The organism is Morganella morganii, assembly GCF_041099235.1.
In the GTDB taxonomy this organism is placed as follows: domain Bacteria; phylum Pseudomonadota; class Gammaproteobacteria; order Enterobacterales; family Enterobacteriaceae; genus Morganella; species Morganella morganii_E.
On sequence record NZ_JBFZSO010000003.1, the window covers coordinates 405,850 to 426,542 of the forward strand.

19 protein-coding genes are annotated in these 20,693 nt (G+C 47.3%); 12 read left to right on the forward strand and 7 right to left on the reverse strand.

All coding sequences use genetic code 11. The features are described from left to right. The first annotated feature begins 59 nt into the window (after positions 1–59). The 10 genes from zwf (at position 60) to AB7038_RS08055 (ending at position 10,405) form a co-directional block, all read left to right on the forward strand. The gene (gene zwf, locus AB7038_RS08010) at positions 60–1,535 is read left to right on the forward strand and encodes a glucose-6-phosphate dehydrogenase (protein WP_368888425.1); all 1,476 of its coding nucleotides are present in this window, start codon (positions 60–62) and stop codon (positions 1,533–1,535) included. A 508-nt stretch (positions 1,536–2,043) separates the two neighbouring features. Next, positions 2,044–2,433: a multidrug/spermidine efflux SMR transporter subunit MdtJ gene (gene mdtJ / locus AB7038_RS08015; RefSeq protein ID WP_004239441.1), complete on the forward strand. Its 390-nt coding sequence runs from the start codon at positions 2,044–2,046 to the stop codon at positions 2,431–2,433. Position 2,434: 1 nt separating this feature from the next. Continuing rightward, the gene (gene mdtI, locus AB7038_RS08020; protein ID WP_004237484.1) at positions 2,435–2,767 is read left to right on the forward strand and encodes a multidrug/spermidine efflux SMR transporter subunit MdtI; all 333 of its coding nucleotides are present in this window, start codon (positions 2,435–2,437) and stop codon (positions 2,765–2,767) included. Between the two features lie 329 nt (positions 2,768–3,096). Then, positions 3,097–4,296 carry a PfkB family carbohydrate kinase gene (locus tag AB7038_RS08025; RefSeq protein ID WP_369453074.1) on the forward strand — a complete coding sequence of 400 codons (1,200 nt, stop codon included), beginning with the start codon at positions 3,097–3,099 and terminating at the stop codon, positions 4,294–4,296. 55 nt (positions 4,297–4,351) lie between these two features. Continuing rightward, complete coding sequence (locus tag AB7038_RS08030; RefSeq protein ID WP_368888423.1) at positions 4,352–5,545, forward strand: NupC/NupG family nucleoside CNT transporter; 1,194 nt, start codon at positions 4,352–4,354, stop codon at positions 5,543–5,545. A 50-nt stretch (positions 5,546–5,595) separates the two neighbouring features. Next, positions 5,596–6,528, forward strand: coding sequence for a nucleoside hydrolase (locus AB7038_RS08035; RefSeq protein WP_368888422.1), 933 nt, complete (start codon positions 5,596–5,598; stop codon positions 6,526–6,528). Positions 6,529–6,648: 120 nt separating this feature from the next. Next, positions 6,649–7,317 (forward strand): heavy metal response regulator transcription factor, encoded by a 669-nt coding sequence (locus AB7038_RS08040; RefSeq protein WP_368888421.1) that lies wholly within the window; start codon positions 6,649–6,651, stop codon positions 7,315–7,317. Next, positions 7,314–8,690 (forward strand): ATP-binding protein, encoded by a 1,377-nt coding sequence (locus AB7038_RS08045; RefSeq protein WP_368888420.1) that lies wholly within the window; start codon positions 7,314–7,316, stop codon positions 8,688–8,690. The genes AB7038_RS08040 and AB7038_RS08045 overlap by 4 nt, the downstream gene beginning before the upstream one ends. A 96-nt stretch (positions 8,691–8,786) precedes the next feature. Continuing rightward, positions 8,787–9,791 carry a protein-methionine-sulfoxide reductase catalytic subunit MsrP gene (gene msrP / locus AB7038_RS08050; protein ID WP_108657136.1) on the forward strand — a complete coding sequence of 335 codons (1,005 nt, stop codon included), beginning with the start codon at positions 8,787–8,789 and terminating at the stop codon, positions 9,789–9,791. Beyond that, the gene (locus AB7038_RS08055) at positions 9,791–10,405 is read left to right on the forward strand and encodes a sulfite oxidase heme-binding subunit YedZ (protein ID WP_369453075.1); all 615 of its coding nucleotides are present in this window, start codon (positions 9,791–9,793) and stop codon (positions 10,403–10,405) included. The genes msrP and AB7038_RS08055 overlap by 1 nt, the downstream gene beginning before the upstream one ends. A gap of 27 nt (positions 10,406–10,432) precedes the next feature. On the opposite strand, the gene AB7038_RS08060 is transcribed toward AB7038_RS08055, so the two are convergent. Continuing rightward, complete coding sequence (locus AB7038_RS08060; protein WP_368888418.1) at positions 10,433–11,290, reverse strand: hypothetical protein; 858 nt, start codon at positions 11,288–11,290, stop codon at positions 10,433–10,435. A 258-nt stretch (positions 11,291–11,548) separates the two neighbouring features. On the opposite strand from AB7038_RS08060, the gene AB7038_RS08065 reads away from it, so the two are divergent. Further along, positions 11,549–14,041 (forward strand): colicin-like bacteriocin tRNase domain-containing protein, encoded by a 2,493-nt coding sequence (locus AB7038_RS08065; RefSeq protein WP_369453076.1) that lies wholly within the window; start codon positions 11,549–11,551, stop codon positions 14,039–14,041. 8 nt (positions 14,042–14,049) lie between these two features. After that, positions 14,050–14,340 carry a hypothetical protein gene (locus AB7038_RS08070; protein WP_369453077.1) on the forward strand — a complete coding sequence of 97 codons (291 nt, stop codon included), beginning with the start codon at positions 14,050–14,052 and terminating at the stop codon, positions 14,338–14,340. A 186-nt stretch (positions 14,341–14,526) separates the two neighbouring features. Here the strand turns inward: AB7038_RS08070 and lsrG are convergent, their stop codons facing one another. The 6 genes from lsrG to lsrA all read right to left on the reverse strand — a co-directional run bounded on the left by lsrG (position 14,527) and on the right by lsrA (position 20,396). After that, complete coding sequence (gene lsrG / locus AB7038_RS08075; protein WP_004239424.1) at positions 14,527–14,826, reverse strand: (4S)-4-hydroxy-5-phosphonooxypentane-2,3-dione isomerase; 300 nt, start codon at positions 14,824–14,826, stop codon at positions 14,527–14,529. Between the two features lie 3 nt (positions 14,827–14,829). Further along, a complete protein-coding gene (gene lsrF, locus AB7038_RS08080; protein ID WP_369453078.1) occupies positions 14,830–15,711 on the reverse strand; it encodes a 3-hydroxy-5-phosphonooxypentane-2,4-dione thiolase in 882 nt (293 codons plus the stop codon). Positions 15,712–15,776: 65 nt separating this feature from the next. Next, the gene (gene lsrB / locus AB7038_RS08085; protein ID WP_015422696.1) at positions 15,777–16,793 is read right to left on the reverse strand and encodes an autoinducer 2 ABC transporter substrate-binding protein LsrB; all 1,017 of its coding nucleotides are present in this window, start codon (positions 16,791–16,793) and stop codon (positions 15,777–15,779) included. 41 nt (positions 16,794–16,834) lie between these two features. Further along, positions 16,835–17,839 (reverse strand): autoinducer 2 ABC transporter permease LsrD, encoded by a 1,005-nt coding sequence (lsrD, locus tag AB7038_RS08090; protein ID WP_440590461.1) that lies wholly within the window; start codon positions 17,837–17,839, stop codon positions 16,835–16,837. Next, a complete protein-coding gene (gene lsrC / locus AB7038_RS08095) occupies positions 17,836–18,840 on the reverse strand; it encodes an autoinducer 2 ABC transporter permease LsrC (RefSeq protein WP_004237497.1) in 1,005 nt (334 codons plus the stop codon). Before lsrC ends, lsrD begins: the two co-directional genes overlap by 4 nt. After that, the gene (lsrA, locus tag AB7038_RS08100; RefSeq protein WP_369453079.1) at positions 18,834–20,396 is read right to left on the reverse strand and encodes an autoinducer 2 ABC transporter ATP-binding protein LsrA; all 1,563 of its coding nucleotides are present in this window, start codon (positions 20,394–20,396) and stop codon (positions 18,834–18,836) included. Before lsrA ends, lsrC begins: the two co-directional genes overlap by 7 nt. Positions 20,397–20,693 lie beyond the last annotated feature (297 nt).

A 20,693-nucleotide genomic window follows, 5' to 3' on the forward strand; every position in this document is an offset into this window, starting at 1 on the left:
CATTATTCGTTATCTCTGTAACAAAATTACAATTCCACAGCCACGAGGAGAGGTTTTCTATGGCGCTGACAGCAACGGTTCCCGCCTGTGATTTAGTCATTTTCGGTACCAAAGGCGACCTCGCACGCCGCAAGTTACTCCCGTCTTTATATCAGCTGGAAAAAGCCGGTAATATTCATCCGGATACGCGGATTATCGGGGCAGGCCGTGCGGACTGGTCCCGTGAGGAGTATCAGAAATTTGTTGAGGATGCGTTCAATACGTTCCTTAACGAGCAATTGGATCCGGTGCTTTGGGAGCGATTCAGTGCCCGTCTGCTGTTTTGTAATCTCGATGTGAATGAGACCTCTCATTTCAAAAACCTCGCCAATATTATTGCGGAAAACAAAAATACCGCCGTTTACTATTTCGCTATGCCGCCGGGAACCTTCAGCGCCATGTGCAAAGGGCTGGGCGAAGCGCATCTGAATAAAGAGCCGAGCCGTGTGGTGATGGAAAAACCACTGGGTAATGATCTGGCCTCATCACAGGCGATCAATACCGAAGTGGCGAAATACTTTAAAGAGAGCCAGATTTACCGTATCGACCATTATCTCGGCAAAGAAACGGTACTGAACCTGCTGGCGCTGCGTTTTGCCAACTCCCTGTTTGTGAATAACTGGGATAACCGCACCATCGACCATGTCCAGATCACGGTGGCGGAAGAAGTGGGAATTGAAGGACGCTGGGGCTATTTCGATAAAGCCGGGCAGATGCGGGATATGGTGCAGAGCCATCTGCTGCAAATCCTGACGATGATTGCGATGTCACCGCCGGATGACCTGACCAGTGACCGAATCCGTGATGAGAAAGTGAAGGTATTGCGTTCACTGCGGACCATTGATATCACGAATGTCCGTGAAAAAACCGTGCGCGGGCAATATACCGCAGGCTTTGTTCACGGCGAAAAAGTGCCGGGTTATCTGGATGAAGAGGGCGCGAATACCGTCAGCCAGACCGAAACGTTTGTCGCTATCCGCGCGGATATCGACGACTGGCGCTGGTCCGGTGTGCCGTTCTATCTGCGTACCGGGAAACGGATGCCGTCGAAATGTTCGGAAGTGGTGGTGTATTTCAAACAGCCGTCCCTGAATATCTTCAATGAAACCTATCAGCATCTGCCGCCGAATAAACTGACTATCCGTCTGCAGCCGGACGAAGGTATTGATATCGAAGTGCTGAACAAAGCGCCGGGGCTGGATCATAAGCACCGTCTGCAAACCACCAAGCTGGATCTGAGTTTCTCGGAAACGTTCAACCAGACACATATTGCGGATGCCTATGAACGTCTGCTGCTGGAAGCCATGCGCGGTATTCAGGCACTGTTTGTCCGCCGTGATGAGGTGGAGGAAGCCTGGAAATGGGTGGATTCTATTATGCACGCCTGGGCAATGGATAATGAACCGCCGAAACCGTATCAGGCAGGCAGCTGGGGGCCGATAGCCTCTATCGCCATGATGGCCCGTGACGGCCATGCCTGGAACGAAGTGGAATAATTATCCATCTGCGGTATCAGTAAAGGTAGTTAACCGGTTCAATATTTGCGTAATTATGACCATCTTCTGAATAAGAAGGTGGTCATTTTTTATAACTGCCTAAAAAATAAAATTATTTACTTAAAAATAATTCATCGCACCATTGCTGAACTGTGTTACTTGTGCTAAAAATAATATGAATATTAATAACCGGAGGATTCTTTCATTGTTGTCACCCTGTCCGGGGACAGACAAAAGAATAAGACATCATGCAAAGCGACAGTAGTAGCAGGATTAAAATCCGACGTTCTACCCATGTACTTTTCCTTTCCGCTATCGTATCAAGCGAACACTACTGGTACGGCGAGTTATAGCTATTTCTCTTTTCGTCTGACGAACCAAGCGCGCCTGCGTTTTTGGTTACATCGTTACATTTAACGTTTTCGTTTCGCGATAAACGCACCCGGTCACGCAAACAGTCTGTTCTGCGGTGTAAACCTGTATGCGTTGTCCATCAGGAGAAATAACTATGATTTACTGGATGTTTTTAGGCTTAGCCATTATTACCGAGGTGATCGGTACATTGTCGATGAAATACGCGAGTGTCTCCGGCGGCAGTGCGGGGATGATTGTGATGTATATCATGATTGCCTCTTCTTATATTTTATTATCCATGGCAGTGAAGAAAGTGGCCCTCGGGGTGGCTTATGCGCTGTGGGAAGGGATCGGGATCCTGATCATCACCACGTTCAGCGTGATGTGGTTCCATGAATCTCTGTCACCGCTGAAACTGGGCGGTCTGGCACTGTTAATCGCGGGTATCACCCTGATTAAATACGGCACCAAAAAAGTGCAGAAAAAGCAGCCTGCTGCCAAACCGGTTCGTGCGCCACTGAATGAGATGCTGAAAGGGGCGTAATATGTTATCGACATTTGAATGGTGGCACGGTGCCTTTTTACTGCTGGCCGTGGTACTGGAGATTCTGGCGAATATCCTGCTGAAAATGTCAAACGGCTTTAAACGTCTGTGGCTGGGTATTTTATCGCTGCTGGCGGTATTGGGGGCGTTCAGTTGTCTGGCGCTGGCGGTCCGCGGTATCGAGCTTTCCGTTGCGTATGCATTGTGGGGAGCATTCGGTATTGTGGCGACAGTGGCTGCAGGCTGGATCCTGTTTAACCAGCGCCTCAATTACAAAGGCTGGAGCGGGATTATTCTGCTTCTGCTGGGTATGGTGATGATTAAGTTTGCCTGATTGTCACCGGCAGTGAGGGATCAGCGTGCTGACCCTGTGTCATATCAGAATCCGGAAATACCGTGTTATTTCCGGATTTTTTTATGCCAGTCAAAAATAACCTTCCTTTCCGGTCATCTTCGGCCATACTGATACATACGTATAAACACGTATCATATATCATCTGACCAATCATACAGATTAATTTCCGTTTTATTATTTATTTTCCGGTTAAAGAATTTACTGCTGACAAAACCGGACAGAAAATTGTCCGAATCCGGACAGGAAACGTGATGGCTCAGGCAGAATAAACGGGAAAAAACACTAATCTTAAAAAAATGAGGAACTGTATGAAGAAAAAAAACAGTCTTGCATTTATCAGAGAGCGATTAATTAAAAATAACGTTATTTATGTAAAAGAACTCAGTGCACTGCTGCATGTATCTGAAAGAACAATAAGACGCTATATCGATGAATTACAATTATCAGGTGTGGCAGTTAAGTTTCACGGCGGTGTGAGATTACAGAAAATTGAGGCAGGAGATGTAATAAAACGGACGATTAACGAAACCAGGGTTTTTAATATTGAAGGTGAAAAGAAAAACAGAGGAAAAAGACACGAAGATAAATGCTTATTATACATCCTCGGGTCATTTAATCTGGATGTGGTGACTGAAGTTGAACGGTTTCCGTCTGTTGGTGAAACAATCCGGGCAATATCAACCGGTTTTTATCCGGGAGGAAAGGGTGCAAATCAGGCTGCTGCAGCATCAGAAATAAACAGCCGTGTACATCTTTTTGTTAAGGTCGGTGATGATTCATTCGGAGCTGATGCGGAAAAATATTTCAGTACTACCAAAACAGGAACATATACCCTGATTAAGGATATTAGTGTAAAAACCGGCAGTGCACTGGTGATGGTTGAAAGTCTTACAGGAAATAATCGTATTATTATCGATCAGGGAGCTAATGCCACGATAACGAAAGCAGAAATACTGTCAGATATTAATAATCTTAAGTCTGCGAAGGTATTTCTTACCCAGCTGGAAAATAATATTGATATTACCCGTTTTGCTATTGATATAGCAAAAATGTGTGGCTGCTATGTGATTCTGAATCCGGCACCGTATTCAGAAAATATTATGTCTCACTTATCTTCAGTGGATTTATTAACACCCAACGGAACAGAAGCAGAGCTTATTTCAGGAATTAAAATCAGTGATCTCCGTTCTGCGGAACAGGCTATCAGAGTTATACACAGCCTGGGCGTGAAAGAAATCGTCATGACACTCGGTGACAACGGAGCACTGTATTTTAACGGCACAACGATGAAACATTACCGCTCCATCAATGCGTCAGTGGTTGATACCAGCGGGGCCGGTGATGCTTTTACGGGCTCACTGGCGGCCGGACTGGTGGAAGGCAGAAGTATGGATGAAGCCATTAAATTTGCGGTTGCCTATGCATCACTGGCGGTTGAGCGAAAAGGTGCGTCATCTATGCCATCCGCAAACAGCGTCGGTATCAGACTGAAAAAGGACTGTATGTAAGGGAATATAACCTGAATAACCCAAACGATTAATATAATACAGGGCAGAGGTTTTTATGAAGTATTTTATTTTCATCATCAGCCTTTTCGTGATTTTTATTGCAGCAGCCTCAATCAGTTTTAAGGCCGGTGATATCAAACGAAAGTGTGTTCCGATAATCGTATTATTATTGCTGGAAGGAGCAGTGGCTTATGCACTTCTGCATACGTCTGCCGGGCTGGCAATACTTCATACTGCCTCCGGCGGAATTGAATATCTTATCCATCATGCTAACAAGGGTATCGATTTTGTATTCGGGGATATCACTACTAAAAAACCCGTAATATTTGTTATTGCCGCACTGATGCCGCTGGTATTTATTTGTGCTGTTATCGGGATCTTAAAATATTTCGGTATTCTCAGGCTGATTATCATCACTATCGGCTATCTGATTAATAAAATAGCGAAAGTCGGTAAACTTGAATCCTTTTCCGCTGTCAGCTCTGTTGCTGTGGGTATGATGGCAGTTTATGTATCGATAAAAGAATATATACCCAATCTGACAAAACCACAGATGTATACTATTGCGGCATGTTCTTTATCAACTGTTGACATTGCAATACTGGGTGCTTATACACAAATGATATCGCCGCAGTTTGTTATTATCGGCGTGTGTCTGAATTTTTTCAGTACGTTTGTTATCGTTTCTATTATTAACCCCGGCGATCCGGTTGAAATTCCGGAGGATTTTTCCGGTGTGAACAATGAACGGCACAGTTTCTTTGAGGTTATCACCGAACATATGCAGGATGGCTTTAAACTTATCCTGGCTATAGTTCCTATTATTCTCGGCTTTATTGCATTAATCAGCTTACTGAATGATGTGTTTTTACAGATTGCAGGGATAACGTTTCAGGGCATCCTCGGTTATATTTTTTCACCGCTTGCTTTTATATTGGGTGTGCCGTGGGAAGACAGTGTCCGGTTCGGACAAATTATTGCCACAAAGGTACTGGCTAATGAATTTGTGGCAATGATTGATTATATAAAAATACAGGATATCAGCCCGAGAACAGAAACAATTATATCAGTATTTCTGATTTCATTTGCGAATTTCGGCTCTGTGGGAATGATTATCGGCTGTGTGTCCGCGATCAGTAAAAAACACGGAAAAATGATAGCCGCAAATACGTTCCGGCTGGTTGCCGGCTCAACGCTGGTCAGTTGTCTGTCTGCAACAATGGCCGGTATTTTTTCCGGGCAGAGTTAAGCCTGTATTATGGTTCCGTACATCATATGCGTGATCAGAGGAGAAATTGTATGACGAAAATTATTATGGATTGTGACCCGGGTGTGGATGATGCTGTTGCGATTCTGCTGGCACTGGCTTCACCTGAAATTGAGCTGCTGGGGGTCACAACTGTTGCCGGTAATGTGGAGCTGGATAAAGTCCATGAAAATGCGCGCAGGATCCTTGCGCTGGCATCACGGCCGGATATACCGCTGGCCAGAGGCTGCGGGCGTCCTCTGCTGTCCCGCCGGGGAAACAAAACAGCCGTGCACGGCAGTGACGGTCTGGCGGGGGTGGAATTACCGCAATCCCCTTACCGTTATTCAGAAAAACACGCGGTGGATTTTATTATTGATACCGTGATGTCCAATCCCGGCGAAGTCACACTGTGCCCGACAGCACCACTGACCAATATTGCGATGGCGATGCTGAAAGAACCAAGGCTCAGAGATAATGTGAAAGATATTGTCCTGATGGGTGGTGCGGCATTCCGCCGGGGAAATATCACGCCTGCCGCGGAATTTAATTTCTATGTTGATCCGCATGCGGCACACATCGTTTTTGACAGCGCGGCGCATATTACCATGCTGGGGCTGGATGTGACCCATAAGGCGGATATCCGGGCGGGATTGTGCGGGGTATTGGAGCAGGGGAATGCCATTGCTGTTGCCGCTGCACAGATGGCACGCGGCTATGCGGAATCGGATCCTTTCCTGCATGACCCCTGTGTGATTGCGTATTTAGTCCGGCCGGATATTTTCTCAGGCATTGACGGACATGTTGAAATTGAGTATGAATCGCGCAGGCTTTCCGGCTTCAGCCATGCAATTGTACCTGATGTGCAGAAGGGTGATGAAAACCGGTGCCGTATCGATGAACCACATATCAATACTACGATAGTCACCGATGTACAGGCGGACGAGTTAATGTCGCTGATAGCAGAACGGATTCTGACATTATAAATTCAGATAACGGGTCAGAGGTGCCACATTCGGTACGTGGCACTGGTCTGCTGTTTTTTTATGTCCGGAATTAAAATACACTGATACAGGATGTTCCAGGTAAAATTCCGGATTATAAAAATGAAAATATTACTGATTGAAGATCATGAAAAGACCGGCAGCTGGGTTAAAAAGGGATTAGAAGAAGCCGGATTTATTGTTGATATCACAGCAGATGGCAGAGACGGGTTGTATCTTGCTCTGGAGAACAATTACCGGCTGGTTATTCTTGATATTATGTTGCCCGGTATGGATGGCTGGGAAGTGCTGAGAATATTGAGAACCGCCAAAATGGTGCCGGTTATTTGTCTGACAGCCAGGGATGCGGTTGCCGACCGGGTAAAAGGGCTGGAGCTGGGCGCGAATGATTATCTGGTTAAACCGTTTTCATTCTCCGAATTACTGGCAAGAGTCCGGAATCAGCTGCGTACTTCTCAGCCGTCTTCCAAAGTGATTGACATCGCCGATCTCAGCATTGATCTTACCCGTCATGATGTACAGCGGGGAGGTGTAAAAATATCGCTGACACGTCAGGAATATTCATTGTTACTTTTTTTTGCGCTGCATTCCGGAGAGATCCTGCCCAGAACACTGATTGCCGGTGAGGTATGGGGTATGAATTTTGAGAGTGACACTAATATTGTCGATGTGGCTGTCCGGCGGCTCAGAAAAAAAATAGATGACGGGCATGATCATAAATTAATTGAAACTGTCCGGGGAACGGGATACCGCCTGAACGGATCGGAATGATGAAAATACGCTCACTGAGATTTAAAATTGTATCATTATTTATGTTGCTGATGGTGGCAAACGCAGGTTTTGTCACACTGATCCTTTATCATTCGCTGAAAAATGAACTTGCTTCAAAAGATGATGACATTCTGATTAACCGTGCTGATCAACTGGCTAAACTGATTGTCAGTGGTATTGATATTAAATCGTTACCTGTTTATTTCCGGCGGATGATGGATATGCGGCAGGACGTTATTAAGATAGCAGATTCTGATAATCACGTTATTGTGGATACCAACCCGGAGATAACCCTGAATACCCGGGACAAACTTAATTATCCGGATAATCAGGAAACGCCTTCAATCTCATACCAGAATACGGATGATAACATGCCGGTTTCCGTGGTTAATTTTGAGATTCAGGCTCCCGAAGGGAAATTATATGTCACGCTGGCAAAGCGTTCGGTTGATCGCAGCAGTGTTTTACGCGGATATTTACAGCAAAGTCTGATTGTTTCCGTTATTGCTATTCTCCTGATGGCCGTCTTCAGTATATGGCTTATCCGCCGGGGATTGCAGGATATTGCCCGTCTCAGCCGGATCACCGCGAAAACAGATCTGCACGCTCTGGGACAGACGGTGGATATCAGCCGGTTACCGGATGAACTGAAAAGCCTGGGTGATTCGCTGAATATCATGCGCTCACGGCTGAAAAATGATTTTGTCCGGCTGACACAACTTGCGGATGATTTAGCGCATGAACTAAGAACACCCATTAATGCCATTAAAATTCAGAATGAAATCACATTACAAAAAACGCGCACTGCGGATGAATATGAAGCGATTATCGCCAGTAATACAGAGGAACTGGATAAACTGGCAAAAATAATACAAAATATTCTGTTTATCGCCAGAGCAGAGAATAAAAATATTAATCTTAAGCGGGAGACCATCGTTGTTTCTGAGCTGGTTGAGGATATTTATGAATTACTGGCATTTTATGCCGATGAGAGAAATATCCGGTTAGTGAACAAAATACCGGATGTGACGGTGTCAGCAGACAGAGTATTGCTGATGCAGATTATGGTCAATGTTGTGTCAAACGCGGTTAAATATTCATATGAAAATACGGAGGTTATTGCCTGTGCAGAAAATAATCATGGCAGCACCGTCATTTCAGTGATGAATAAAGGTGATGTTGTGGCAAACAGTGAACAGGTCTTTACCCGTTTCTGGCGCGGGGATAATGCGAGAACGTCAGAAGGAAGCGGGTTGGGCTTATCGATTGTTCAGGCAATAACAGAATTGCATTCAGGTGAGGTCAGATTTGAACGTACCGGCTCATATAACAGGGTAACCTTAATTTTTCCGGATATTCCGTCCCCTTCATGACAAATTTGTCATCGTCCTGTCAGCTTAAAATTCAGATTATGCGGTATAACAGTGCCGGAATGTTATTACCGTGATTGTTGAATACAGGGACTCATCATGAAAAAAATAATACGATCGTCTGAGATTACGCCGGAATCTGTTTTTATGATGAAACGCAGGAATCTGCTTAAATTATTAGGTGCCGGTACGGCCGGATTAATGGTCAGCACGTCAGCCAGCGCCGGTCTGTTTTCGTGGTTTTCCGGGGATGATAAGCCCGGCGTTCCGGAGACAATCTTAAAAGACCTCAGTTATACAAAACCTGAAAAGTATCAGTCCGCTCTGGCATTAACGCCGGAGGATAAGGTGACCGGTTACAATAATTTTTATGAATTCGGCCTGAATAAATCGGACCCGGCTGAAAATGCATATACCCTGAAAACGGATGAATGGACACTGACGGTTGAAGGGGAAGTTAACCGGCCTCTGGTATTAAATGCCGATGAGATCCGCCATAAATTTCAGGCCGAAGAGCGTATTTACCGAATGCGCTGTGTGGAAGCATGGTCAATGGTTATTCCGTGGGTCGGTTTTCCTCTGAGAGATTTATTATTATCAGCGGAACCGAACAGCAAAGCGAAATATGTCGCTTTTGAAACGGTGTACGCCCCGGAACAAATGCCGGGTCAAAAGAGCCGTTTTACCGGTGGCGGGCTTCAGTATCCGTATATTGAAGGATTACGCCTGGATGAAGCGCTTCACCCGCTGACACTGATGGCGACAGGTGTTTATGGCAAGGAACTGCCGAAACAAAATGGTGCGCCTGTCCGGCTGGTGGTTCCGTGGAAATATGGTTTTAAAGGCATAAAATCTATTGTTAAAATTCGTCTGACAGAATCTGAGCCGCCGACCACATGGAATCTTTCAGCACCCCGTGAATATGGTTTTTATGCCAATGTAAACCCGCAGGTTGATCATCCGCGCTGGTCACAGGCCACAGAACGGTTTATCGGCTCCGGAGGATTAGGCCGGACAACACGGCAGCCGACATTACTGTTTAACGGTTATGCAGAAGACGTGGCAGAATTATATAAAGGGATGGATCTGCGGAGATATTTCTGATGATGAAACTATTCCGCTACCCGTTTGTTAATCTCTTTTTTCATCTGACGGCAGGATTACCGCTGGTATGGCTTATTTATGCTGTTAATTACGGCGCGCTGGGGGCGGACCCGGCAAAAGATATTCAGCATTTCACCGGTATTACGGCACTTCGTTTAGTGATTATTATCGCAGTGATACCGGTGATCGCTTTTTATTTTAAGCTGAACAGTTTGTATCAGGTGAGGAAATTACTCGGATTATGGTGTTTTTTCTGGGCAACGCTGCATCTGGCCAGTTATTTTTTTCTTGAAATAGGTGCAGAAAATACGGCGCTCTTTTTCAGTGAGATAGTGTCCCGGTTTTATCTTAATCTCGGTGCGGCAGGCTGGTTAATTCTGTGCCTGATGGCGGTGACATCGTCTGACCGGATACGCAGCTTATCAGGCCGGTGGTGGAAACGGATCCATAATCTGCTGTATCCGCTGCTGTTCATTGTGATTACGCACTATATTCTGGCTGCGAAGACAGATACACCGGAACCGGCCATTTACCTGATATTGGTTATTCTGGCATATTGTCATCGCCGGCAGCAGCGAAGCAAAGAACAGGTATTACCCGATAAAACCGGGTAATACGATTATGCTGATTGTCTTCTGCTGTTATTTATCACTGTAATACTCATAAGTGGTACGGAAAGGTACTTCACCGGCTGGTTCACCGTTAATATGCCGGAGCCAGAGCCCTGCGGTGCAGTTTTGATAGGTATCCCATTCCGTGCACTGAATATCATTACCGGTGACGATCCCGATCGATTCCGTTCTTTCTGTTCCTTTATCCAGGCCGCCTTTCTCATTGTAGGTAAAATGGTAATTACTGAGAAGGGTCGGCGTGGTGTAAATACGGGTTATCCGGCCGGCACTGTCATATTCAAAGTTCATACTGTAGGGTTTGGCGAGAACTTCGCCGTCTATCACTACGGAATGTATATTGCCATCGCGGTATTCCACAGTGCCGTTTTCGGTCAGGATAGTGCTGTTGCCCTCAATAAAATTCTCTGTCCGGTAGCCGGTAATCACCTGTTGTGCATCTTTGAGCAGGATAATCCGGCTGATGGTCGGGCGCTCTTTTTTCCGGCCGACTTCGTCTGAGGAAAAACGGTATTCCATACTGATGGCATCAGCGGTTTCAGCCCCGGTGACCTGTATATCAAAGGTCATGCCGTATTGCATACTTCTGCGGATGAAATCATAGTGAGTGATCTGCCCGCAGGGTGACAGTGTCACATTACTGACGGAAAATATCCTGACATCGCTGTCCTGCTGATCGCTGTCGGTGACCATGGAGGATGATTTTACCGGTCCGTTCAGGTAAGAAAGTCCCATCATCCTCATATGATTGAGCCGGGTCTGTTCAGACATCGGCTGGCAGTCAGTTTCTGCGGCATAAGACGGCAGGGCGAAAACAGCGGAAAACAGCGCCAAAGGCAGAACTGAGCAGGTTACTGTGAGTTTTTTCATGACTTATCCCGAAAGCCCTAAATCCTGATGTATTTATTCCGATGGTAAGGGACTTATTCCGTTCAGGCAACCAGACAATCAAAAATCAGTTTTATCCGTCATAAAAATTATCCCCATGAAATTAAGTAAAAAGAATCGCTTTCAGAATTAACAGAACCCTGTTTTTTTAACAAAATTACAGCAGAGAAATCACTTCATAAACTCATCATAACCAACATGTTCCGAAAGAACATAAGTGAATTAAGAAAGGAAAAAGGAATGATGAGAAAAAAACGGGGTATTGATAAAATAAGTAATACTTATTACGAAAAACAGGATTATCTGAAATTTTCCGAATTTGAGCATGACTGGGGGATAAGTCATACACCATACGGAGATATTTATCATTATGACCCCGGCAGGTTCGGTGGCAGAAGAACCGGAGGAGACCCATTCTCTGATTTACCTCCGATATCGTATTCCCCGGATATTTACCCATTCCCGGGGAACTCAATTGATTTAGGAGAAATAACAGTAAATTCAGATTATCCGGATACAGAATCAACGGGAGAAGATACTCTGCATATGGATGAGCCTTATTTACATACGGCACACGCTGGTCTTGCAGTATTAATGTATCCGCAGCAAAACACCCTGAAATTCATTCTTGATATGCGTAATATCTCCGCTATTGTTGCACCAATAAAATCCTATTTATTACTGGCATTAGAAACTGTTCTTCCGATTGCTGGCAGGGTGCTGGGAATTGCCGGAATATTAATGCCGTCATCAATCGCAAAAGAACCTTTGGTTATATACTATCATGATAATAGCTATGGAGAGGGTGATGATGATCCTTATATTCTGACCACACTACCGGCAACTCTTGTCACCGGTATTTCATCAGAAATTTTTGCAGGGAAAAAATCGGTACCGGCAGACGTTATTGTATCCCTGGTCATCAATGAGCAGGCAGGGAAGCATACTACGGTAATTACACCGGTAAAAAATAAAATAATTCCGGTTATTAAAGCAGAGAAAACGGATATTCCCGATGTGTATGATATCAATATAATTCAGGATGCGCCCCCTGTTCGAATCACAGTAATGAATAATGTAAAAAGTATTATTGTCAAACCGGAACAGGTAAATCTTACCCCGTCGGTGAAACATTTTATTCCGGCAAGTCCGGAGATTAAGACACACCACGCCATTATTGATTTTTCTGGTGAACATGAACCTGTTTATCTGTTCCTGTCACAATTACCATTATTTGAAGATATTGAATCTGAAAATACCATCCGACTCTGGCAGGAACAATTTCCGGTTGAAGCGGCACGGATAGCATATCAATCAGCAGAAACTGAACTGAATAACACCACGGAATTACGAAAAAAAGCTATATCGGATCGCAAAAATTACCGGGAAATTGACCTGGGAACTTATATGAAAAAGCTTGCATATTACCGGAGAGCAGCTTCGCATTCCGGATATTTGGAAAGAAAATATGCAGAGCAAATTCAGCAGGATATCGACAGACATTTTGATATTATCAACCGGCATAAAATCGCAGAACGTAATTTTATACGGGCAGAGATACAAAAGAACAGAGCTGAGCGTCATCTGGCAATGATTGTTGCCGGGCCTGAGTGGTTTCACCGTACCCGTCATTTTGAAAAAAGACTGATATCGCTGATTGAAAATCCGGATACATTTCTGATTGACGGAAATAAAACCGGGGGACTTCAGATTTCTGTGAAAGGCAGCGGAATTATTTCGCAACAAAATGAAGAAAAGCCTTTATTCCATGATTATCTGACGGGTAAAAAACCGGACAGGAATGATTCAGAGGATAGTACTGCGGAGTATCATTCCGCCGTAATAATGCAGACGAGCAGTATTGCAGGGCAAATGGCGGTAGCCGTTCCTGCCGGTAATATAAAAATATCGAATGGTTTTGCCGAAAGGGATTGTCGTGGTCTATGGATTCGTGACAAAAATACCGAAAAATTTGTGGTCGTTTTTGATGTTCGCCGATATCGTCGCGGGAAAATCCAGGTTATTAACGTAGTAAAAGATAGTATTACCGGTGTATATAAAGCGTCTCTGCCATCTTCCGCGACTATTCTGATCAACCCTGTTAATCCGCCAATACCGCCCGGATTTCCGGGAGGAACATCCATTCCTGAGCTGAAATTTCCTTTCCATACAGGAACATCGGTGGAAATACCGGTAACACCGATGAATACCGGTTTCCCGTTGCCGGATGATATATCCTTTACTGATTTTATTCTGGTATTCCCTGATGGCAGCGGGCTGAAACCTGTATATATTATGCTCAGCAGTCCTTATGGTGAAACCAATGCCAAAGGTAAATTCAGCGGACGTAACTACCATACTGAGCGGGCTGGCGGACCAATTGAAGTACTTGACTGGCGGATTGCGGTAATAGACCGTGAGGGAGTAGACAAGGTAAGATTACATATCAGCCGTTTTGGAAGTAGTGCTGATAATGACATTATGCTTGAACGGCTGGAATATATTCTTACAGGAACGTTTCCGGCGACTGATACAGATAAGCGGTTTTATACTCATGAAATCCGTGAGCTGGAGCGTTACCGGAATCTGGGCATAAAAGATGGGGTACGACCTGAGAATGGAGGGGAGGTTTGGAATAATACACATACGGCTACATTGGAAGATTATCAATTGAGTTCAGATGATACATTACTGTATACAGCAGAGGCGCTATTTTCAACATATGATGATTGAGGTGTAAGGTGATTAATTACAATGAAATGGTAAAAAATGAATCGATGGAAGATGTTATCCTGTTTCTGGTTGCCAGGCGTGAAAGCGGTCTTATTTACCCGGCAATAGATCGTTTTTTTTATCTTCATAATGGCCCGGATAAATATGATGCGTGTAATATTATGATTCTCCGCGAAACGCACCGGCTTCTGAATGAAGAAAAAATAATGTGCGGAGGAGAGAAAGGCGGCCTTTATATGAAAGGACCCAAATGGGTCGAGCCTGAATTTATGTCAGAAGGGAAATATGAGATAGATTAAAAAACACATGCTTATTATTTTTGAATGCAATTTTGAGCATGCGTATTATGTTTTATTAATCCGATCCTCCGGGGAAGATAAAAGCAAACAAGATAAATAACCATCCATAATAATGAAACAATGAATAATCAATACAAAAAAGTGACCGCCGTTATGCGGTCACTTAACGGAATAAAGACGGTACGCTTATTTCACTTCCGGCATCAGCCCGATAAAGACGGTTTTCTTACGCGGACCGGTCATCAGGTCTTCCAGCTTTTCCACACACTGTAAATAGTGCGGGGTTTTCTTATGTGCCGCCACGGCCGCATCATCGGCATAGGCTTCATAGATATAAAAGCGGGTTTCCACTTCCGGGTCCTGTAATACATCAAAACGCAGGTTACCGGGCTCTTTTACCGATCCCAGATGGTTTTCACGGAAAACGGCAATAAACTCGTCCACTTTGCCGGGTTTCACATTAATTTCCACTAATGTTACGTTCAAAATTTACCCCTTGTTCTTTTCACTCAGGAACAACTGATAAGCCTGTGCAGCACTCTCACCCCCATGCACAACGGCACGGATCGCTTTCATCATGGCGACAGGGTCTTCGGACTGGAAGATATTCCGGCCCATATCCACCCCGGATGCGCCCTGGTCAATAGCGCGGAAACACATATCGAGTGCTTCGTTTTCCGACAGTTTTTTACCGCCTGCAATGACAATCGGCACCGGACAACCGGCGGTGATACGCTCAAAACCGTCTTCAACAAAGTAGGTTTTGATGATATTGGCACCCATTTCCGCAGCAATACGGCTGGCGAGCGAGAAATAACGCTGATCACGTGCCATATCTTTACCCACCCCGGTCACTGCCATTACCGGCATACCGACACGCATCCCCGCATCCACCATTTTGATGATGTTTTTGATGGACTGGTGTTCATGTTCGGTGCCGATATAGACCTGGGCCGCAACCGCCGCCACATTCAGGCGAACTGCATCATCCATCGCCACCGCAACCGCTTCGTTGGAGAGTTCGGTCAGGATGGAGTTAGCGCCGGATGCCCGCAGCACTACCGGTTTGTTGGTCGCGACCGGCACCTGTGCACGCAGGATCCCGCGTGTACACATCAGGACATCGGTATGCTCAAAAAGCGGGGCGATATTAATATCAATCCGCTCAAGGCCGGTGGTCGGCCCCTGGAAATAGCCGTGGTCAAAGGCCAGCATGACCGTTTTATTATCCTGCGGATTAAAAATACGGGCCAGACGCGATTGCATACCCCAATCCAGCGAACCGCAGCCTTTGAGGGTATAAAGGGTGTTTTTTTGCGGCGTATTAAGCCCGAAGTCTTTGCCGTCACGGATATCATCTAAATCAGCCATGGAATTCTCCCCTGGTTAAACAGGCGCGGAGGGTGTCCGCGCCATTGGTTAAATCAGCAACTACATCAGAAATCATAGTTGTTAATGTTCTCTTTGGTGAAGATTACGCGCTCAGGCAGCACCACAATCCCGTTGCCTTTTGCTTCGTAGTCATAGCCCTGAACACTGTTCGGGGATACTTCAACTTCACCGACACCGGCGACGGTGATCTTATCGCCGACATTCAGCTCACCTTTCTTCATCAGTGCATCAGCCACAGCGACAGAAATCTCGCCCTGTTTGACCACATCCCATAACGCGAACTGATTAACGGTGCCGCGCTCCACATACGGACGCATCACGTTCGGGGTACTGAACCCGACAACCGCCACATCGTTGCGTTTCAGGTTCTCTTTGGCCTGAGCCGCAGCCGGCAGGGCGTTGGCATCCGGCGCGATAATCACATCCAGGTCACTCCAGGCATTAAGAATACCTTCGGCAGTCTGTAAGGATTTGGTGGCATCGTTATAACCATACTGGGTGGTAACCACTTCCCAGCCCGGATGTTCAGCTTCGATTTTCGCTTTCGCTTCTTTGACCCACTGGTTCTGGTCAGTGACGGTCGGGCTGGAATAGAAGAAAGCGACTTTGGCTTTTTCTTTCTTCACCTGATCCGCTGCCATATCCACCAGGATGCCGCCAAGCTGTTTCGGGGTGCCCTGGTCGATATAAATCGAGCGGCATTCCGGGTTGGTATCGGAATCCCAGGTCAGGACTTTCACACCGCGCTGCATGGCGCGTTTCAGAGACGGACATAACCCGTCCGGCGAAACGGCAGAAACAATAATTGCATCATAACCGCGGTTAACGAAGTTGTTGATCAACTGTACCTGGCCGGACACACTCGGCTCGGTCGGGCCGTCGTAGGTGACATCGATACCGAGTTTTTTCCCGGCTTCCACAGCACCCTGGCCGCCGCTGGTAAAGAAGCCGACACCGACAAGTTTAGGAATAAAGGCGACTTTTTCTGCTGCATTCGCCCAGGAAACACATGCGAGACTTAATGCAGTGGCGAGCGCCAGTTTTTTCATGATGGGTTTCATGGTTTTCTCCATTTCGTCAAATCTGTGATAACAAACGTGTTTTACTCTGATACGAATTGCCTGTTGCGTTTACGCGCCCACCAGCCAAGGATGTGATGTCGGTGTAAAGAAACGGAACGACCAACAACGGCAACAATAAGCAGCGCACCCGAAAGTGCACTGGAGACCTGATTCGGTACGCCGATCATCTGCAATCCCTGCTGTAAAAAGCCGATCAGCAAAACAGCCAGCGCGGTGCCTGATACAGAGCCGGAACCGCCGTAAATATTGGCACCACCCAGCACAACAGCGGTGATCGCCGGCATCAGGAACGATGCCCCGAGATCCGCACGGGCAGAGCCGAAATAGGACACTAAAATGACAGAGGCGAGTGCGGCACTGATGCCGACCATCGCATACAGCAGACAGATAGTGCGTGTCACCGGGAAAGCACTGTAACGGGCGACACGGGCATTCTGTCCGATTAAAAAGACATTACGGCCCGGATGGGTGCGGTGCAGATAAAACCAGAACACCAGCACACACAGGGCAAAAATAATCAGCGGCAGCGGAATACCGAACAGGTCGAGGTTGGCAAAATCAGTAAAGGCCATCGGGAAGCCGCCGATCCCCTCAAAACCGGTCGCACCGGATAACCCGGAGAGCAGCAGGGCGCAACCGCCGAACAGATACATAGTTCCGAGTGTAATCACCAGCGGGTTAACGCCGGTAAACAGGATCAGCAGGGCGTTAATCAGACCGCACAATGCGCCGGTCAGCAGAGTCAGCGGAATAGCGGCAATCATCGGCACACCGGCCTGATTGAGTATGCCGAGCACAATGGCTGTCAGTCCGATGGTGGAGCCGAAGGAGATATCCATCCCGCCGCTGACAATCACCAGGGTCAGCGGCAGCGCCACCAGACCGATACAGATAAAGTCACTGGTACTGAACAGCAGCACATTGACATCGAGCAGGCGCGGGTTACCCATACCGAATAACAGGATTTCGATGACAATCAGCAGCGCCAGGGCAATTTCCCAGCCGTAACGTTTGGTGATGCTCATTTTTTCGCCTCCTGCGGTGCGGAAGGATTAAGGAACCGGGCATAGCGCTGGGCGCGGAGGTTTTTCTCCAGCGCCACACGCAGACGGCCGTCAAAGACCAGAACCGCGAGTAAAACAAACCCGGCGATAAAGTCATTCCACCAGGCCGGCAGTCTGAGCAGCACCAGCACACTGTCAATCTGGGTCATAAAATAGGCACCGAGGATAGCACCTACAATAGTTCCGGTTCCGCCGAGCAGGCTGATCCCGCCCAGCACACAGGCGGCAATGGCTTTCATTTCCAGGCCGTTACCGGTCTGATTCGGGATAAAACCGATTTGTGAGGCGAAGACAATCCCGGCGAGTGCCGCCATCATGCCGTTTACCGAGAAAGCAATGATGCGGGTGCGATCAACCGGCACACCTAACTGACGTGCGCCCTGTAAGTTATCGCCGGTGGCGTAGAAACCGCGTCCGGCAGTGGTGCGGGACAGGAACAGGGTCATCAGAATAATCAGCAGGATAATAAACCAGCCAATCGGTGACAGCCCGAGGAAGACCGGTTTTGACAGATCTTTCAGTTCCGCCGGTAAACCTTCAATCCATTTCCCGCCGGTGAGCAGCAGCATAATGCCGCGGTACAGCCCGAGCGTACCGAGGGTGGCCACAATGGCGGGGATCCGCAGCCAGGTGACCAGGATGCCGTTGAAGAATCCGGCCAGCAGACCGGCGGCGACGGTCAGCAGGATCGCCACCGTCAGCGGCAGCCCCGCATTCAGCGCGATACCGACAATCACCGCACAAAGCCCGGTGGTGGATCCGACAGACACATCAATATTGCGGGTCAGCATCACCAGGGTGGCACCGATGGCCAGCAGCATCTGGATCTGTGCACTGCCGAAAATCATGGTGACAGTTTGCAGGCTGAAGTAACGGGTTTCCATACCGCCGAGCAGGACAAACAGGCAGAGAATAGCAAGCAGTGCCGTTACTTCACGGTTGTTCTGGATATATTTCAGCATGATGCGGCCTCCTGTAACGGGCTGCTTTCTGTTTCTGTCTGCGGGCGGTGCTCGCCGAACGCCATATGCATAATGGTGTCAGTATTCAGCTCGTTGTGCTGCAATTCCCCGGAGAATTCCCCCTGATGCATCACCAGCACACGGTCAGCCAGCGCCACCACTTCATCAAGGTCAGAGGAGATCAGTAAAATCGCCACATTCTGTTGCGCGATACTTTGTATCAACTGATAAATGTCATTACGGGCACCGACATCCACGCCGCGCGTTGGTTCATCAATAATCAGCAGTGACGGATTGGCTTCCAGGCACTTGGCGATCAGAATTTTTTGCTGATTACCGCCGGACAGCGTGCGTACCGTCTGTTGCCCGTCGCTGAATTTAATATTGAGGGCGCGGCGGTAGCGCTCGAGCAGGGCATCATCCCGTGAGCGGTTGACCAGCAGCCCCTGGTGGTTATGCACCAGCGCACCGATATTCCAGGTGAGCGGGGCATCAAGAAAAAGTCCGGAGGCCTGACGGTCTTCAGGTAAACAGACCAGCCCCCGGGTGAGGCGTTTTTCACTGCTGACACCGCGCAGATTGTCACCATTGAGGAAGACCTCTCCGGCGATCAGCGGGCGCAGCCCGTATAATGTTTCTGCGAGTTCGGTCCGGCCGGCGCCGACGACGCCGGCCAGCCCGACCACTTCCCCCGGGTTGACAACAAAACTGATGTTACGGAATCCTTCGCCGCATGCATTGCGGACATCCAGCACCGGCGCATCATCCTGCGGACTGTTACGGGTGGCGGACAGATCCAGCCAGAGCTTCTGCGTCTCTGACAGCGGCTTTTTCTTCGCTTCAGGTGTGATGGCCTGAATGATTTCATCAGTGGAAAACTGTTTTGCCGGACCGGCCAGCGCGATATTACCGTCACGCATCACGCTCAGGTAATCGGCAATAGCATGTATTTCCGGCAGTTTATGAGAGATAAAGACAATCCCGACACCCTGCTGCTGTAATTCCCGCACCCGTTCAAACAGACGTTCGGTTTCGGCAGGGGTCAGGGACGCTGTCGGTTCATCAAGAATGAGGATGCGGGAATCACGCATCAGCCCGCGCATGATCTCTACCAGCTGCTGATCCGCTACGTTCAGGCTGCCCGCCCGGGCACTGAGATCAAAATTGCAGCGCAGTGATGTCAGCATCTGCTGTAATTTGGCTTTGCCCGCCTGATGTTTCGGCAGACGGAACAGAATGTTTTCCTGTACAGACAGATTCGGGAACAGCAGCGGCTCCTGCGGAACCAGATACAGCCCCAACTGATGGGCTTTCGCCGGGGTCAGGTGCGATATCTCCTGACCTTCCAGCATCAGGGTGCCTGCATCCGGCTGTTCAATCCCTGCAATAATTTTCATCAGCGTGGACTTTCCCGCGCCGTTGCCGCCCAGCAGCGCATGAACCTGTCCCGGTAACAGTGTGAAATCGATGTGTTTGAGGACAACCACACCGGAGAACTGTTTGGCTATTCCGCGGGCGGTGAGCAGCGGCTGAATCGGGTGTTGCTTCTCTGACATAACGGCACCTCTGGTGTTATGGGTATTGCTGCCGGATGTTATGTGATTAAGAAAACATCAATAAAATGAACATTTATAATTTATAAACACATTTGTTCATAAATGTAAGCCATAAAAATCAAATAAGACAATATTTCGGCCATATTTTGTGAAAAAATCAGATCTGCGTTAGAATTTGTTCAAAATTTTGGCCCGCACCTCTGGCAGATTTCTGTAAAAGGTGCTTATCTGTAAAAACGGAAAACAAAAGTTCACATGACAACAGTTTCAAAAAACACGAAAGCAGCCCCGGTAAGC

Bases quoted from the DNA above. Each gene is read 5' to 3' on its own strand.
- zwf (WP_368888425.1), top strand. From the start codon at position 60: ATGGCGCTGACAGCAACGGTTCCCGCCTGTGATTTAGTCATTTTCGGT.
- mdtJ (WP_004239441.1), top strand. From the start codon at position 2,044: ATGATTTACTGGATGTTTTTAGGCTTAGCCATTATTACCGAGGTGATC.
- mdtI (WP_004237484.1), top strand. From the start codon at position 2,435: ATGTTATCGACATTTGAATGGTGGCACGGTGCCTTTTTACTGCTGGCC.
- AB7038_RS08025 (WP_369453074.1), top strand. From the start codon at position 3,097: ATGAAGAAAAAAAACAGTCTTGCATTTATCAGAGAGCGATTAATTAAA.
- AB7038_RS08030 (WP_368888423.1), top strand. From the start codon at position 4,352: ATGAAGTATTTTATTTTCATCATCAGCCTTTTCGTGATTTTTATTGCA.
- AB7038_RS08035 (WP_368888422.1), top strand. From the start codon at position 5,596: ATGACGAAAATTATTATGGATTGTGACCCGGGTGTGGATGATGCTGTT.
- AB7038_RS08040 (WP_368888421.1), top strand. From the start codon at position 6,649: ATGAAAATATTACTGATTGAAGATCATGAAAAGACCGGCAGCTGGGTT.
- AB7038_RS08045 (WP_368888420.1), top strand. From the start codon at position 7,314: ATGATGAAAATACGCTCACTGAGATTTAAAATTGTATCATTATTTATG.
- msrP (WP_108657136.1), top strand. From the start codon at position 8,787: ATGAAAAAAATAATACGATCGTCTGAGATTACGCCGGAATCTGTTTTT.
- AB7038_RS08055 (WP_369453075.1), top strand. From the start codon at position 9,791: ATGATGAAACTATTCCGCTACCCGTTTGTTAATCTCTTTTTTCATCTG.
- AB7038_RS08060 (WP_368888418.1), bottom strand. From the start codon at position 11,290: ATGAAAAAACTCACAGTAACCTGCTCAGTTCTGCCTTTGGCGCTGTTT.
- AB7038_RS08065 (WP_369453076.1), top strand. From the start codon at position 11,549: ATGATGAGAAAAAAACGGGGTATTGATAAAATAAGTAATACTTATTAC.
- lsrF (WP_369453078.1), bottom strand. From the start codon at position 15,711: ATGGCTGATTTAGATGATATCCGTGACGGCAAAGACTTCGGGCTTAAT.
- lsrB (WP_015422696.1), bottom strand. From the start codon at position 16,793: ATGAAACCCATCATGAAAAAACTGGCGCTCGCCACTGCATTAAGTCTC.
- lsrD (WP_440590461.1), bottom strand. From the start codon at position 17,839: ATGAGCATCACCAAACGTTACGGCTGGGAAATTGCCCTGGCGCTGCTG.
- lsrC (WP_004237497.1), bottom strand. From the start codon at position 18,840: ATGCTGAAATATATCCAGAACAACCGTGAAGTAACGGCACTGCTTGCT.
- lsrA (WP_369453079.1), bottom strand. From the start codon at position 20,396: ATGTCAGAGAAGCAACACCCGATTCAGCCGCTGCTCACCGCCCGCGGA.